The 16,679-nt window shown below is 49.4% G+C and carries 6 protein-coding genes; 1 reads left to right on the top strand and 5 read right to left on the bottom strand.

Features of this window, described 5'->3' with window-relative positions:
* Positions 1-12: 12 nt before the first annotated feature.
* The 4 genes from FHS18_RS20590 to FHS18_RS20575 form a co-directional block, all read right to left on the bottom strand.
* Positions 13-3,138: a heparinase II/III domain-containing protein gene (locus FHS18_RS20590; protein ID WP_246427796.1), complete on the bottom strand. Its 3,126-nt coding sequence runs from the start codon at positions 3,136-3,138 to the stop codon at positions 13-15.
* A 133-nt stretch (positions 3,139-3,271) separates the two neighbouring features.
* On the bottom strand, positions 3,272-4,282 hold the full coding sequence (locus FHS18_RS20585; protein ID WP_183602093.1) for an S-layer homology domain-containing protein: 1,011 nt from the start codon (positions 4,280-4,282) through the stop codon (positions 3,272-3,274).
* Between the two features lie 69 nt (positions 4,283-4,351).
* Positions 4,352-9,487 carry a carbohydrate-binding protein gene (locus FHS18_RS20580; protein WP_183602091.1) on the bottom strand — a complete coding sequence of 1,712 codons (5,136 nt, stop codon included), beginning with the start codon at positions 9,485-9,487 and terminating at the stop codon, positions 4,352-4,354.
* Between the two features lie 320 nt (positions 9,488-9,807).
* The gene (locus tag FHS18_RS20575; protein ID WP_343060598.1) at positions 9,808-12,870 is read right to left on the bottom strand and encodes a glycoside hydrolase family 2 TIM barrel-domain containing protein; all 3,063 of its coding nucleotides are present in this window, start codon (positions 12,868-12,870) and stop codon (positions 9,808-9,810) included.
* 222 nt (positions 12,871-13,092) lie between these two features.
* Between FHS18_RS20575 and FHS18_RS20570 the strand changes: the two genes are divergently transcribed.
* Entirely contained in the window at positions 13,093-13,920 is an 828-nt protein-coding gene (locus tag FHS18_RS20570; protein WP_246427795.1) for a helix-turn-helix domain-containing protein, read from the top strand.
* 80 nt (positions 13,921-14,000) lie between these two features.
* Here FHS18_RS20570 and FHS18_RS20565 read toward each other — a convergent pair whose 3' ends face one another.
* Entirely contained in the window at positions 14,001-16,679 is a 2,679-nt protein-coding gene (locus FHS18_RS20565; RefSeq protein WP_281378818.1) for a glycosyl hydrolase family 95 catalytic domain-containing protein, read from the bottom strand.

Genomic DNA, 16,679 nt, shown 5'->3' with positions numbered 1-16,679 from the left:
TCACGCGATTATCTACCAGGTAATGACCAACTCTTGATCTTCTATCGCTATCAAAGCTGTACGCTCACTCTTCATCGTTACGATGATGTTCGGCTGCGCCCTTCTCTTCGGATATAAGAGCGTTACGAATCCTTCCTGTGCATCCGCCACCGCCCGGATATAATCCATCATGCTAATGCTGCCGTGTCCGCTATCAAAGAACAAGGTAGAGCGTCCCTGCTCTAATCGAAGTTGCTTCACCTCACTGAGGAACACCGTCTCCAAGTCCACATCATACAGCCCTGTGGAATAGACGCGATTCCCTTTAATCATGGACGCAGGAGAGGCCACAGGCAGACTGAATAAGACTTCTCCTTCGAAATCCTCTATCGTATCCTTTATCAAGTAGATCTCGATTTTCTTAAAGAACCGGACATGCCGCGTATGCCGGCCTCTTCCTTCCGGGTTCATGATTTCAATCGTTATCTCGTCAACCTCTTCGCCAAGCTTGCAATCCAGGACACGGCTTGTTCTTGGGACATCGACCCATCCTCGTTCAAGGCTGTAAGTACCTGCCGAAAGGTTAATCTCTCTCACTTTATTGGTCGCAAGGTATGTTTGCTTGGTCTGAAACTGCACACAGGCATGGGAATACGAACTCACATGCCAATTCGTCGTACTGTCGAAATAGCCTTCAATTCCCGAATCCATGACCAGCGGCACGGAATCCTTGTACAAGATGAACGAGCCTTGATCGAGATGACCATGCCCGATCGGCTTCGGGCTCGACATGATCGCAAAATAACTTTGACGCTCATAGCCGAAGTTTCTTCGGAAGATATAAATACCCGCATCCCTTAACTCCGAGTTGGAGCCTAGTTGAAATCTCGTGTTAGATTCAGGTTCATAGCTGCTTCCGCTGCCAAGCAAATTCTCCAACACAATGGCTTCACCCCAGAACCCTTTGACCGGTCTCCCAGCCATGTTCCACGTATGGTACATGCGATCCGCCAGTGGTCTATCGATCCTCTCGATCTCCTCGAGATAAGTTGCGAAGCAGGCAAATTCCGCCCCGTCCCGCAAAGCATGATCGCCGAAGGGCGGAGTACCGATGCGATGGCCGAAATAACCATACGGCGGCGTTTGCGTCTGCAGGCTGAAATCGAACATCTTGCCCAGCGGTGTATCGTTGAACAAATTATCACCCATCATATGCCGCACGACTTTCGCATAGCCCGCGAAACGTTCAAGCGCCGCATGATGATAGCGAATCGATTCTGGCCATGAGTTGTCTGGATTGACAGTCAGATTCAGCTGGGAAACCAACACCATATGCGCATTGCAGAGCCATGCTTGGCGATTCGGAAAATCGTCCAAAGCCATCATCATATAGGCGGTTCCGGCACACATATCAGTCTGCCAATTGCTGCAGCCCTGCTGGGCTTCATGGGCAGTGAGTTCTGTTCGGTCTCTTAAATCCAACATATATCTCAGTAGGTATTCGATCATTGCATAGAATCGACGCTTCTCTTCAGCGGAAAACACAGAGGTTTCCTTGATAAGCGAGTACGTTACAGCGATGCTGCAGAGCATACGCCCGCCTTGAACAGCACCGTAAGAATCGCTCCCTTGCGGACGTAAGTTAGTCACCATCCAATGTTCGGCGCCTTGGCAAAAATCATTCAGTGTATATAGAATCGCATGCTTGGCCTTCATGGCATAATCGCGTTCTTCCGTGAGTGCATATTGAATCGCGTCGCACTGCATCGTGAGCAGGAAACAAAAATTCGGAAGTGCGGATTTGCGATTAAATATATATTCGAATCTATCAATCACCTCGTTCGCTTCATCCTTATACGTAAGGATCGCTTTCAACCCTTTATTCAATTTACCGTCCAATTTCGCGGCAAACGTAAGGGTGTAAGTCGCGCCTCCCTCTATCTCAAAATCAGGTTGATACGTCCAAGCTCCTTCATCCTGATTCGTTGGATTACAAAGGTAAATCGATCTTCTTGGCACGCCATCCTTATAGCCGAAAGCCGATTGCGAAGAGAGTTGGATAGGACTGACGTTAGTTCGGTCACCGCCTCCGCAAAAAGGATATTCGCTTTCCCACTTGAATTCGGAATTTCCCTTTCTGATTTCAGGCATCCAATGATCAGGCAAACTCTCCCCTTGGTCGAATCCGCCGTTTAGTATGTTCAGGTTGTTCCCGCTGGCAGCCAGAATCTCCACGTTATCAATCCAGACATGTCCAAGGCCATCTTTTTCGTTGTCTTCAGAGGGGAGAACGAACGATAGCGTCGCTTTTACAGCTTGCATCGGTGCCGTGAAATTCGCGATTTTATCCGTAGAGCTCCAGACGTAGAAATGGGTATTAATCTGCTCATAATCCATCTGTTCGTTCATAACGAGCTGTGAAGCCTTCTCGATATAATCGAGGTTGTATCGATTAGCAATCTGTTCAATCTGAGCCATTTGTTCACGAAGCTGTTCATTCCGCTCATTATTCACCTTTATTCTGGTGATCTCATCTTTCGCAACGTACAAGTTCGAGGAAGGGTCCAGCTCGTTTCGGAGCAAACGGGAATGTCGGAATGTCCGGAGGCGGTTATAAACGTCTACAATTGCGCGTGCCAATCGGTCGTCCGTGCCCGACAGCGCGTCAAGGGAGTTGGCGGACGCCAACCTTTCCATCGCTTGAACAAGCTTTTCCCGAGCCTCCGGATCATATTCGCCTAGCCCTTGTCCCACATTTGCAGCTGATATTAACTCCGATGCTTTCGTCATCACGCATTCAGCTTTCTGCTCCAATGTCCAGTAATCCTCATTCCTTACATCCTGTGCCTCGAACCAGGATAGGCCGGCTTCCAGACCATAATAACGCGTGTTATGACCTTCGTTCATATAGGAAGGAGCCATCGTATACCGTTGAGTCGCGAATAAGACAGCCTCATCTTCTCTTGCCTCTATAAATTCGCGGTTACGGATGAAGGGGAGCTCGTCATTCCCCTCTAATGCTCGAACCGCACACTGCACAAGATCGGATAAAGCAAGCTTGGCTCCGTCTGTATAATAGTCCCCCTGGGTTTCAAGCAGCAGCATCGATCGATCGATCAACGCCTTCAACTTTTCTCTGATCGCTCCCGACATCATCATGCTCCTCTGCGAATAATTAAGGCCAAGAACCGTTGCGGCTCCTGACCTGGCATGTAGCACCATTATTTCATAACCGCATTCGGTTATGGAGGGGAAAAGCAACTATAAGAAGCGGAAATTCTACTGAATACCTTTAACGTCTGCGCTCTTCAAGGATATTCATAATCACGGTGACTGCTTCTGCGCGGGTAACTGCTGAGTTCGGTGAGAAACGGTTCTTCCCCGTTCCTTGCATCAGTCCAAACTGAACAGCCTCGTCTACGGAGGTTTTTGCCCAACGCGGGATTTCATCAACATCTGTAAACCGGAGATTTTCAGTAACGTCTCTTGATTGATCTAGAACACGATCTACAATGACGGCCAATTCGGCTCTCGTCATTTCACGAGCCGGGCGAAATGTACCATCTGTAAAGCCTATCAACCACTTTTCTTGGACTGCCGCTTGCACATTCTGAATTGCCCAAGCCGGAATATCACGGCCGTCTACAAACGGGAGAATTTCGTTATCGGGGCTCTCCGGTTGTAATGCCCGAACGATCATCGCTGCAAATTCGGCCCTCCTTACAGCTTGCCTTGGACGGAATGTTCCATCCGCATATCCTTCAATGAATCCTTCATTCCATGCATTCATGATGGAAGATTCTGCCCAATGCCCTTCAATATCAAGGAAACGTTCATGTGTAATCAAATTTAATTGTACATCTGAAAGATGAATAAATAATGGATCCAGCTTCGAGTCCACCAGCTTCACATGCTGAAGCGTGATTGTGCTTGTGCCGGGAGCCATTCGCTCAAATTCAAGCTGGGTTAATACTTGCCTCCCGCTCTCCCCGGTAACTTGTCCAATTTTGGTATGCGCTATGGTTAATGTATTTCCTTCTTGGGGCGGTGTGATCGAGTAGCCGGCTAAATCATTTGTTTGTCTAATAAAACGAAGCTTCTTTGAATCGAACTCCATCATAATCTCAAATGCATACATATCTTTAAGCTCATAGCCAATTACCGAAATATGAAACATGTTGGACTCACGGGAAACGCTTAGTTCAAATCTCGGTACTGATTGCTGTTCAACTGCAATTGCAGTATAACCGCCTGTGTTGATTAGGAGGAAGACGAGCAGGCTTACAAGAAGCTTTCCTTTCATATCGGGTCATCCCTTCTCGTTATGTTAAAGAAGGAAGGCGCATTTGCACCTTCCTTTCACTCAGGCTGCTTATTCCGCTAACCAATCTTCGACGATCATCTGTGCGACTGCTGCCAACTCGCGGATCGTGATCTCACCTGCTCCGAACAAGTCAGCTTTCTCGATTTGACTCCAGTTCGCATCTGTCGACTTCGTGCCATAATATTTTGCAATAACTGACAGATCATTCAGGGTTACTTTGATTTGACCTGGTACAAGGGTTACCAATTGATGAGCGAACGTCTCCTCCGCAAGCTGGAGTGCCGCAACCGCTTCATCTACGCTAGATTGTGTCGCCTGCGCATAATTCTTCACTGCCATTGCAGATTCCAGCGCAGCTTGCAGAGCCGCAATAGCCTGCTCTGGATATTGACCAATCTTCGTGCCTGCAACCGTGTTGCTTAACCTGTTTTGTACGCTCTGGATTAAATCGTTCAACGCCTCTTTATCTGCTGACGGCGTCTGCTCACGAATGACGCTGTTCTGGAACGTCGTGATGGCAGCATTGAGGTCTGCCACGGCCTGATTGACTTGTTCCTGTGTAGCCGCACTGTTGTCCCGAACGGCTGCTGCGGTTGCAATTGCCATATCGAGTGCCGACTTCGCTCCAGCCGGATACTGACCAGGCGCAGTGCCCACAACAGCTGCTTCAGACACTTCCTGCGCATGTTGAATCGTCTGTTCAAGCTGCGTTCTGCTAACGCCCTCCACGATTTGAATGCTCCACGCGGCTTGTGAAACATCTAGAGTGGCGGATTCGCCATTTATCGAAACTTCAACATCACTCAACCTTGAGGCAACCGCTGCTCCAGGTTGTGCATGGGGTTGAATCTGTCCGTGCAGTACGATGAGATCAACAGAATCAGCTGTCTCGCTATCCTGTGACGTACGCGCGACGATTAGCAGCATCTGTCCTTTGTCTGCTTTGACGCCCGTACCAATGACCTGAATGCCTTCCTGCAGTACGGTGATCGCCTCTTCAGCCAATACCAGTTGTCCTTGATCGTTCTCCTCCGTCATGAACGCCAGCTTATCCGGGTCGTAATGAACAACCACTTGTGCTGTCGTATACCCTTCAGTCACGCCGTGCAAGCCAATCGTCAAATCAATGGCTTGACCGGCAGCTGCTTGGATGGGACCGGACAATGTCGCGGAATGATCAAGTTCTGGCTGTGTTACCTCGGTGACCTCAATAATCCAGGATAAGGTGACCGTTGCTCCTTTTGAATCGGTCGCCATGAATTGCAGGGTATAGCTCCCTGCAGTATCCGGCGTCCAAGTAAATTCGCCGGTTGCCTCATTAATTACAGCAGAGGCCGGCAGGTCTATACCAGCATACGTAATTGCATCGCCGGCCGCATCGCTGGCATTAATCATTTGATTGATCGTCTGTCCCAATGAAATGGCAAGCGGCGATAAAGGAATGAATACAGGAGCTTCGTTTGCCTGTTCAGATCCTTTCCCGTAGAACTCCAGTTCCGCTACATTCGCATTTGACTTCGACGTATAGTACCGCAGATAACGATAAGCCGTGTCGGAATTGGTGCTGAACGAAGCGAAATACCATTTGGCAGATCCGATGCCGCTGATCGTATACAGATCGACGAAGTTCGTACCGTCATTAGAGCCTTGAATGATGGCACCGTTCACGCGGCTGATATGCGTACTTCTCGGATAGAACTTGATGCCGCCGATTACTTGTGCATTGCCTTCACCCAGGTCGACGAGAATCCAGCTTGGATTGGTAACAGCGTCTGTTGCCGTAGTCGTATTGCCGTCGAATGCGAGCCAACCGTTCTCCTCCGGTGTCCCTGTGCCTGGCCAAACATTTGACGACGCCTTCACCATAGACGTTGTTATATCGATCTTCGATAGCGCGCTTACTGAAACGGCTTCGCTTGGCTGAGTTTCCCCCGAATTCCCGCCAGCCGTTATTTGGTAGATATAAGTCGAATTCGCACTCAGGTTGGCATCCGTGAATGTCGTTCCTGTGACCTCACTCCATTTGACAAAGGAGCCATGAATGCTGCTCTTGCGGTAAATCGTATAATAGGCTGCGCCTTTTACTGCCGTCCATTGAAGTGTCGCGCTAGTCGGACCTGTCAACGCTGCAGTAAGTCCTGTTGGAGCATGATTCTCTTCTTCCGGATAGAGAAGGAGCTTCACCTCTTTGTCCACATAGTTACCGGTATCATCTTGCAGATAAAGATGAAACGCGTATTCACCAACGGCTAAACCTGCAGTTTTAATGGTGATCTCGCCGCCTTCTTTTCCATTCAAGCTGCTAACCATGTAACTTGGATTATCACTGGATAGCAACACTTGAGCAGAATCAGGGTCTTGAACGGAGACCTGAAGGTGAATATCGCCACCATTCTCATAGCCAACCACAGACTGAAGCTCAATGCCGCGAGCATTCGTAAGCTTCACGCTCGGCGGCGTTTCGGCAGGGTCAAGTTCATAACTGTCTAATTGTAATTTCACATTCGGAAGAGCTGATTCGATCGAAAGAAACACGCTCTTCAAATTGGTTGGATAGTCATTCGGATTGACGTATTTATCCGAGATGTTCGTGCTGACCTTAAGCCATTCATCTTTGGTATCCGGTACATGAATGACGGCGAACGGTGCTGTAGACGCATCTCGTTTCAAATTAAGTTGGGCTTCCTTATTAGATTTGACTGTGAAGGTGACAATACTGTCCTTGGTACGGTCCACTTGAAGCGTACCTTGGCTTAAATAAATGACGCTGTCATTGGAAGCTTGCACATAAGATCGCTGTCCTGCGGAACCGATCTTGAAGTCGCCGGATACCGCGATCGCCTGATCTTCAATCTGCTTTACATTACTCGAGGACGTCCCGGTCGTAATCAATCGGTTACGTTCGATATTCCGATACGATTTCAATAGAATTGGCGAGTCGCCCTCGTACTTCAGCTCAACATTACGAATACCGGTGATTTTGCCGATATCTACGCTTTCGATATTGGAAGTCAATTTAATCAACGAGCCGCTTGTGCTGCTCAAAGGATAGGTCGTAATTAATTGTCCCTCGCTGTAAAGCAACAACTTACCGTTCTCATCCGTCGTCTTCACTTGAAACTCCGCGCTATTGTTACCGCTGTCATAATTCAAGTTATTGAAGGATACCGTTCCACCATTGTTCAACAGCACCCCATCCGACGTAATTGATGCATCGCCGGACAATACACCATCAGTTGCCTTATTCTCATTTCCTGCATAGGCATCGGAGAAGGAGAACCAATCGAACGCGATTTGGTAGGAAAGCGCGTTCGTGCTGCCGTAATATTTGAAAGCAAGTAAATGCTGACCGGACAGTGGCCTGCTCAACTTTCCGGATACGGTCGTATAATTCGTCCACCATCCTGTATTCGGTACCTGCAGCGTAGCAACGACTTCGCCTTTAGCCAAATCGCTTGCCGTCACATTCGTGCGATCCAATCCCTCGACCTGATCGAGTAAGATCACGTCGACCTTCGTGCCCGCGCTGGAATTGCTGGCAGCTCGGATTGTAATGTTGCTGTAGCTGTCGTTCAATTGTAAGTCATACCAGGTATATTGATTCTCATAGCGTACGTCGTACAGAACAGAACGCATGCCGTCTAGATCCTGGAAGATGTTCGTGCTAGTAGTCGTGCTTCTGCCAAGGTAATCAAATGCTTGATAACGGTTATATGCGGCTCTCGCCTCAGCATAAGTAGGCTGACTGAGTGGTTTAGGAGGGCCAACCACCTCTCCAGTAGCTAGATCTGCCGTTCCTTGCATCAGGACATAGGAGGGAAACGCTTTCAATCCTCCCAGTTTTTCGATCGATTGATGAAGATATTTGATGCGCTCGTCATTGGGGTTCATTGGTGTGTCGGATAGAAGTGTATAGTAGCCGTACGTCACTTCAGAGGCATATCCGAGTCCTCTTCCGTTATCGGATACCGTGTTATAATAAGATGCGCTCGCGTCGCCAATAACCCCATTGCTGGTATTCACCGGCGTGTAGGGGATATCATATCCTAGATTATACTGGGCAAGCAGGTTCGCACCGGCCAAAATACGGTCATCTAGAAATTCGAATACTCCTACCCCGTCAGGTTTGGTTGTTATTTCGCCGAAGGTTGGTGAAGCAGAATCGGGATCTACCTTCGTTCCTTGAAGAGCTGTCATATACGCGATCATGGATAACGTGCTTGTATTACCTGATGCATGCCCCATATCGCGACCCATCTCGACTAATTGTACATGGGGAACAATTGGCTCGCCCGTTCTTTCATTTTGTGTGACATACCGAATTTGATTGACTATATCTCCGGATTGCCCCTTCTTAACCACGGATTTATTCGTTGTCGCCCACTCGACAGCTTCTTCATACCAAGCTTGATTGTCGGAGAAGATAGCCGCCATCATATACGCTTGCGTTACGATACCATGCTGATTCATCCATCTTCCGTTGCTATGGTAAAAGTTGCTGTCGTAAAAAGCCATAAGGAAGTTGTTCGTGAAATTCGCGGTATCCAATTCCGTCCATGCCCATTCCCCTTCGCTCTCGGTATAACGCAACAGCTCAGCGGCTCGAACCATATTCACCATCGCATCGCCGATGCTAATGTGAGAATCCGTAAAGCCCGTTGGATTGGCCGGATCGAGTTGGGACCATAGGCGAATGATCTTCATCGCCTTCTCGCGGTATCTCATGTCACCTGTCGCTGTCCAGATGACGGCATTCGTGTAGGCCGCTTCGGCATCGACCTTCGTTTCTTTTGCTTTCGCGTCATTATCGACCTTCGTATACGCCGGTTTAGAGGGATCGATTTTGCTCTGATTGCGAATATCGTAATCCAAAGATCCTGCAGAGCTCTTGCGATACGTCTCGAACGCGCTGGCCCAAGGCTCAGCGCCGATCGCGATTTGCTGTTGCATTAATGTAAGTGAATCCGCGCTGAAGCCAATGGATGGATGAACAAAACCCGCTTCGCTGACAGTTTCAACAATTGCAGGCTGCCCCACGATTGCAGAATCAGTATTTAACTCAACCCCAGTTACAGTTGGGTCACTGCTTGAAGCCGCGACCGGAAAAGTAAACGCAGTCACGCTCATGCTTGCAACCAAGACCGTTGAGATGAAGCTGGTTACAATTCGATTGCCCCATTTCAATGTAATAACCTCCTCATAGAATGTCCCTAATCTCTTTGAAATTTGATACCAAACAACCGAGAAAGCGCTTTCTACTTTTGCCCCCCCATTCCTCAATAGCTTTTCCTTCTTCATGAATCGTATCGGAATTTAGTGATGAAATGAACCCAAATTCCGACTGTAATTATAGGCAAAAGCTACTTTTCCAAGCTGCACAGAGACTACGAAAAAGAAAAAGAACGCCAGAGGTGAAGCCCTGGCGCTCTAAAGAGTCGTATCATTTCAGAGAAGGCAGTGTTTGACTGCTATAATCCACGGCTAGCAGCAGATTACAATACCTTCTATCTCCCAGATAACTCATCTTCCTTGAAGATCGGCGTAATCGTGATATTGAAGCAAATGTGCTTTTCTTTCAGCCGGTACGCTCCCAATAGCTCGGGCCCGCAAGAAGCTGAACCAATGCCGCTCATTTTATAGTCCACATGTACGAAGGTCTGCTCCCTCTCGCTGAGCTCATAGTTATGCTTCGCGCGTTCCAGATCGTTCACGCTGTATTTGGATGCATTGAACGAGAAGGCCTCCTCCGAGGTAAGCAGCAGTCCCATGCCCAGACGATTCGAGATGATTGCCCACTCCGTCCCATAACGCGAACCATTCTCTTGAGGCATAATATAGTTTTCGTGCATGTCCTGTACCATTGTTACGTAACGACCCTTTCGGACGCTGTTCCGCTTGTCGATGTAACTTTCATGCGGACCATATCCGAAATATTCCACTTCGTCGTTGCTCTTCGGCATGACGATCTCAAAGCCAAAACGGGGCAAATACACGAAGCTCTCGCTATCTCTCACCTTCGTCTGGGTTGACAGTGTAATTGCGCCTCCGGCATTTACGCGCCAAACCGTCGTCCCCCGCATAATCGGGTAGCGATTCGAGGCTGCCAAAGCAAATTCCACAGTAACCTCAATGGTCTCCTCGCTTGTCTGCGACCAACTACAGCTATAAATCTTCGTCTGTGCCCGGTCATACCCTTCCGCTCTCCATTTGACGGCGGCGTGCAGATCGTTATCTAACGGAGCGCGCCAAATCGAGTAGGTGATCGGGGCATCCAACATCTCAAGCCCATTACGCTTTATACTGGACAAGGTTCCCTTAGCGAGACAGAATGCATAGCGGAAATCAAAGCCAGTCAGAATCAGTTCATCTTCTTGTTCCTCCGCTCTCAACGGAAAACAGCGCCCTCTCGGACGAACAAGCGCAGCCATTGGAGTAGTCGATCCTTCCTGAAGCTCGAACTGCGCGAATGCAACCTCATGCGAGGCGACTCCCCATGCCAAATCCTGATTCAGCCGGAAGGACAACGTCAATTGACAGCTTCCAGGTGAATCCGGCAGGCGGTATGAGAGGTCAACCAGCTGATCCTCCCCCGCTTTAGCCTCAAGCTGCCAAATCTGTCCCTGCTCTCGTAATTCGCCATCCAACTCTACTTTCCAATATAAAGATAGATGCGACAAATCGATAAAATCGTACAGATTGGCAATCCGAAGCCTGCCTGCCGTCAAATCCTCCGCCGTCACTTTAATCGGAGCGATGATCTGCTTAAGCTCCATTAGCCCGGTATGGGGTTTTCGGTCCGGATCGACCAATCCGTCGATGCAGAAATTGCCGTCATTCGGCCGATCATCATCGCCTAGATCGCCGCCGTAAGCATAATAGGAGCGTCCGTCCGTTGTCTTCGCCAGCATGCCATGATCGCACCATTCCCAGACGCATCCGCCCATGAGCTTGGGGTACTTGTAGATCACCTCCCAGTAATCCTTCAGATCCCCAGAGCTGTTGCCCATCGCATGGCTGTACTCGCAAACGAACATGGGGAGAATATTGTCGTCATCACGAGCGTAAGCTTCCAAAGCCTCTACGGATGCATACATCTTGCTCTCCATGTCTAGAGAGGAGATATCCGAATGGCCCTTCATCTCAGGTGCAGTGCATTCATAATGAACGAGCCGAGACGTGTCACGCTTTCTCGTCCACGTTGCCATCGCGATATGGTTCAGGCTGTAGCCGGATTCATTACCCATCGACCATATCACAACGGAAGGCTGGTTCTTGTCCCTCTCGACCATACGGACGGCGCGCTCCATGAACGCTTCCAACCAATCCGGGTCCGCAGAGAGGTAATGAAACGAGCCATGTTTGAATTCTCCGGCTTGCCCCGTGCCATGGCATTCCAGATCCGCTTCATCCATGACATAGAACCCGTATTCGTTGCAGAGTTCCAGAAATCGAGGATCGTTCGGATAATGTGAGGTGCGAATCGTATTGATATTGTGCTGCTTCATGATAAGCAAATCCTCACGCATCGCTTTCATCGGAATTGTAGCTCCCAGAACCGGATGAGAGTCGTGGCGATTGACGCCCTTCAGCTTGACTGGCTTGCCGTTAATGAGGAAGATCCCGTCCCTGACTTCCACCTGTCGGAATCCGACCTGGAACACAAGTGTTTCGCTTCCAGCCGATACATACAGCTTATAGAGATGAGGAGCTTCAGCGCTCCAGAGCTTCGGGGACTCGACTGCCATTGTGATTGTTCCCTTGCCCTCGACAATGGCACTGGCTTCTGCGATCAGCTGCCCCTTCGAGTCGGTCAACACCGCATTCACTTCAAGCGGACCTGTTGTCTCAACATCGGATAAGAGCGTTACTTTCGCGTAATCCGCGGTATGCACTTGACGGTTAAAGACATCCCGAATATGGCGCTTATCCCGCGCAAGCAGATATACGTCCCGGAAGATGCCGTTAAAGCGCCACATATCCTGATCTTCGATATACGTGCCATCACACCATTTCAAGACCATGAGCGCCATCCGGTTCGTCCCCGGACGCAAATACGAGCTGAGCTTGAACTCCGCCGGCATTCGGCTTCCTTGACTATAGCCCGCGAACTCGCCGTTCACCCACAAATAAAAGCATGCATTCACACCTTCAAATACCACGAAGCTATCCTTGTCTTCCCAATCCGGTGACAACGTAAACTCGCGCACATACAAGCCGGCCGGGTTATCATCTGGGACGAACGGCGGGTCGTTGGGGATCGGGTAATGATAGTTAAGGTAATGCATCTGGTCATAGCCGCTCGTCTGCCAGCAGGAAGGCACAAGCAGGTCGTCCCAGTTGCCTGTATCCGCACTGTCTAGGTAGAACGGCTCCCTGACCCGTTTCACGCTAGCGTGATACTGGAACTTCCAGACGCCGTTCAGCGATTGGTAGAATGGCGACTCGCCGCGTCTGCCTCTCGATGCTTCGTCTACGCCTGGATAGGGAATATAATAGGATCTGGCTGCCTCCCGATATATTTGCAGAACGGACAAGTCTTCCCAATAGGGCTTTATCTTGAGCATCATTCTTTCTCCTCTGCTAGTGGTTTAACCCGATTATATAGGGACGCCGGCTTTGCAGAATAGAATTCATTCGAGACAATAGATAGTACATTTGGGACAACTCTTTCCTTATTGAATATCCGCTTAACATCGAATAGTATTAATTCAAGTAACTTATTCTCTTTTGTCCTCCTTATGAATAGTACAAAATAGACAGTTGAGGTGACTCAGTTGGAGCACTACCCCTTGAGAAGCAATGTTTCCCTCTCTTTTGCGAACGGCTTGCCCCTTGCGGTTTACACGGTAGGGATGGATCAGCAAATCGCCATTACGCGCCTAGAAGGCTTCTCAGCGCATCAGGTGCTCATTACCCTCAGCGGAGCTGGCAAATTCCGCGAGCTTAGGCAGGAGCAATGGAAGTTGCTGGAACCCGGCTCGCTTCTCTACATTCCGGCTAACGTGCCCAATGAGTATATGCCTGTTGATGGTGATGCCTGGCACGTCGGATATACCACGTATCTGGAGAACAAGAGCGGCGCCCTGTCCAGCTGGGGATTCGGAGAAGAAGCATTTGTCGGTATGCTGTCGGATCTCTCTCATACTTGTGCGTTAATCCAAAGAATCTGGAAGAATTCCGGCCCCGAGCATAATCCCTGGGCAGCGACAGAATCGCTGACCGCCTTGTGCTTAGAAATACTAAAGCAAATGCACAGCAATAACCTTAATCTCTCGCCAGCCATGTCGAGCTCATCCGGCAGCATGCAGGAAAGCATCGTGGACAGTACGCTCCGGTTCATCCATGACCACCTAAGCCGTCCAATTACCGTTACCGAGCTTGCCGCGCGCGCCGGATATTCGCCCAAACAACTGACGCGCTTTTTCAAGCAGCAGACCGGGCAAACTCCGCTGCAATATTTGCAGGCACTCCGTCTGCAAACCGCACACTTGCTGCTGATCGACAATCCTCATTTAACTGTCCGACATGCATCCGCAGCCGTAGGCATGGAACCCGTCTACTTCAATCGACTGTATAAGCGCACATTCGGATGCACGCCAACGCAGTCCCGGCGCTAAGTCGCAATCGCTGGCACGAAAAAAGCCTGGGTCTCTTAATCAACCCAGGCTACGCTGCCGTTCGACCTATCTTCTCCACACTAAATATCGGTATTGGATAACGAAAACACAACCGATACATCCGTACCCGCATGAAGCGTTAGCCGTATATGTTTGCCACCTTCGTCTTGATGTATGTCTTCTTCGCTGCCATCGACGAATGCTTGCGTCCAAGACATCCCTGTAGACAATCGAACTATATTATGATCGGTTCTCGAGCGTAGCTTTACATGCACCGATTTTGCAGTACGATTCCAGGATAGTTCCTTAACTTCTACCAGGGTTCTTGCCATGAGACCATCAATGGATCCCGACTCCCAATCGGATGGTAATGCAGGTAGAACTTCAATTTCGCCTGTATTCGAGAACAGCAGCGCTTCATGTACAGCTGCCACAGTGCCAAACGATGTATCCGTACAATAGGTGTGATTTCTTCTGTTGGTATCATGATCGGTCATTAAGGAAGGGTAATATCCGGCATCGGTCATCATGGGCAGAAGAGAAGCGAGCATCCCATCGCCATCCTTTAACCTCGCGTTGACCAGTGCCTTGTGCACCCAGCCATGTCCCGCAGTCGCATCCTCGGTGTTGTATTGGTCTCGATTCGATAGCGCAATGGCTGCCGCTCTGGCCAATTCTCGATTCTGCTGTGTCTCATAAGCGGGCCATGCTGCATAGAGATGGCTCAAATGGCGGTGGTTGTTATTCTCCATATATTCACTCATCGACCATTCGCGAAGCGCGCCATCACGGTCATATTTGTAATTCGGCAGAAGCTGAAGCAAGGCTTCCCATTTGGCAATCGAAGTCTCGCAGCCGCTACGTTGGACTGCTTGCTCTATAGCGATGACCATCATGAGGCCATCCCGCGCGGCGGCAATATCCATGGCGGCATTCGCAGTGATCGTACTGCTGTAACCAATCGGGTTATTCTCCGGCGAGTATGCAGGAATAATCATATATTTCTCACCTGGATTCAGCGCCGTTTTGTCGCTCTGATGGCGGGCAATGCCGTTGACATCGGTGTAGTATGCAGGCGTACAGATTTGTTCCCAAAAATTAGCCTGCTTGGTTAGAAGGGGAAGCAAGATGTCCTTCTCCAGATCCAGATACCCTTTATCCAACAGTTGCCCGAATTCCTCGTCTGTCATGCCCCCGTCTTTCACGCTCAGAATAGGCTGTAAAGCATGGATCCTCATAGGCTCACAAATCGGAATCTTCTGATTGCCGTAACATTGCCAGTATTCATAGATGGGCAGCAAACACCAGCTTGCCCCCGCGTTCCAATACTGGAACGGATAATCGTTGTCATATTCCACATGCATGCCGCGGTCCCCATCCGAGTTGACTGACACCTGCAGTGCATCATGCATCCCGTAAGCCATACGTGCATTGGCTTCGAAGTCAGGGGCATTCCTGAGAAAGAACGCGATATATCCAAGCTGCGCGTAGGTTAGATGCCCGGTATTCATCGCAGCAACCTGCAGATTAACGTTGGCATCGAGTGTATAGATGCCTCGCCATCCGGGGTTCCATTCGCCAGTCCACATACCGTACAAGCGGGGCGCGCTAGATCCGCTGCAGCAGATCATCGCATAGCGACCCTGATTATATATTTGCTCCAGGAAAGCATGATTGACTTTGGACGTGCTTGCACGCTGCGCGTTAATGAGTGCCTGATTGTCCGCGTTCTTATATTCCTCGTCGCCTCCGATTGAGAACCGAACGGCGTTAAATTCTGAAGCATGTAGTTTGGCATGGGGAACGAGAGCAGCCTGATAATTGAAATTGCCGTCAATATCCTTATATTTTGCTGCAACGGCCGATGTGCACTGGAATAATTGCTCTATGATCGCATATTGCGTCATGCCGGCGAAATCCCCGATCTTACCCATTTCACGGGTTCGATCCGATTTCGTAATTAAGATGACCGCGTCTGCATTCATAACTTCGACCGCAGGATTCTGATCAGTACCGACGTTCATGGATTCATAGGTGTCATCCAGCAGTACACTCTTTTTCGTACCATTTACAACGATGACCTGCGTGAGTCCTGCATAACCGCCATCGATCAACTCGCTTCCCGGGTAAGACGGGTAATGTGCGACCTGGGCAATATAATTCACGTCGGCATCCACTATTTTTTTATATCGGAGAGCTTCCACTTCGGAATGCCCATTGTGAGCCCTGCACATATTCGAAATATCATCGATGGAAATAGTCATGTTAATCTTCTTGCCCATTGAGGATCGGGTTATCTGCGTAATCGATACATTGTCTTCTCTGGACGTAAAGGATGTCCGCAGCCATAGGCCATTTTCGTCGGTGTACCGCACTCCGGTCTCGGCCGTTTCATAATTCGTCCATCTCTCATAATTCGACACGGTTCCTTTTTTCGTCATGTGCAATCTCAGTTGATGACCGGGATGGTAACTGTAGTAGAAGGTTCTTTTTCTGACAGCCCCATCTGCGTCCGTAATCTTCCAGCTGTCATTTTGGTTAAAGACATTCCATCTGGCTTCGGCAAGCTGTCCTGTTAATTCTTCCGGAATGGATCTAGGTTCCCTGGATGGAAAGTTGAACCACATATGCTGAAAGATAAAGCTATCCCAATACGGGGCGCCTGACGTAATATATCCGTTCTCACCGTTACCGCTTACCATGCCATCCCGCCAAGCATAGCCGGGATTCGCGGCGGATACCTCGGTATAGGACAACAT

The sequence above is a fragment of the Paenibacillus phyllosphaerae genome (assembly GCF_014192105.1).
Taxonomy (GTDB): domain Bacteria; phylum Bacillota; class Bacilli; order Paenibacillales; family Paenibacillaceae; genus Paenibacillus_Z; species Paenibacillus_Z phyllosphaerae.
Note: the sequence above shows the minus strand (reverse complement) of the source record. Positions and strands in the feature narration are given on the sequence as shown.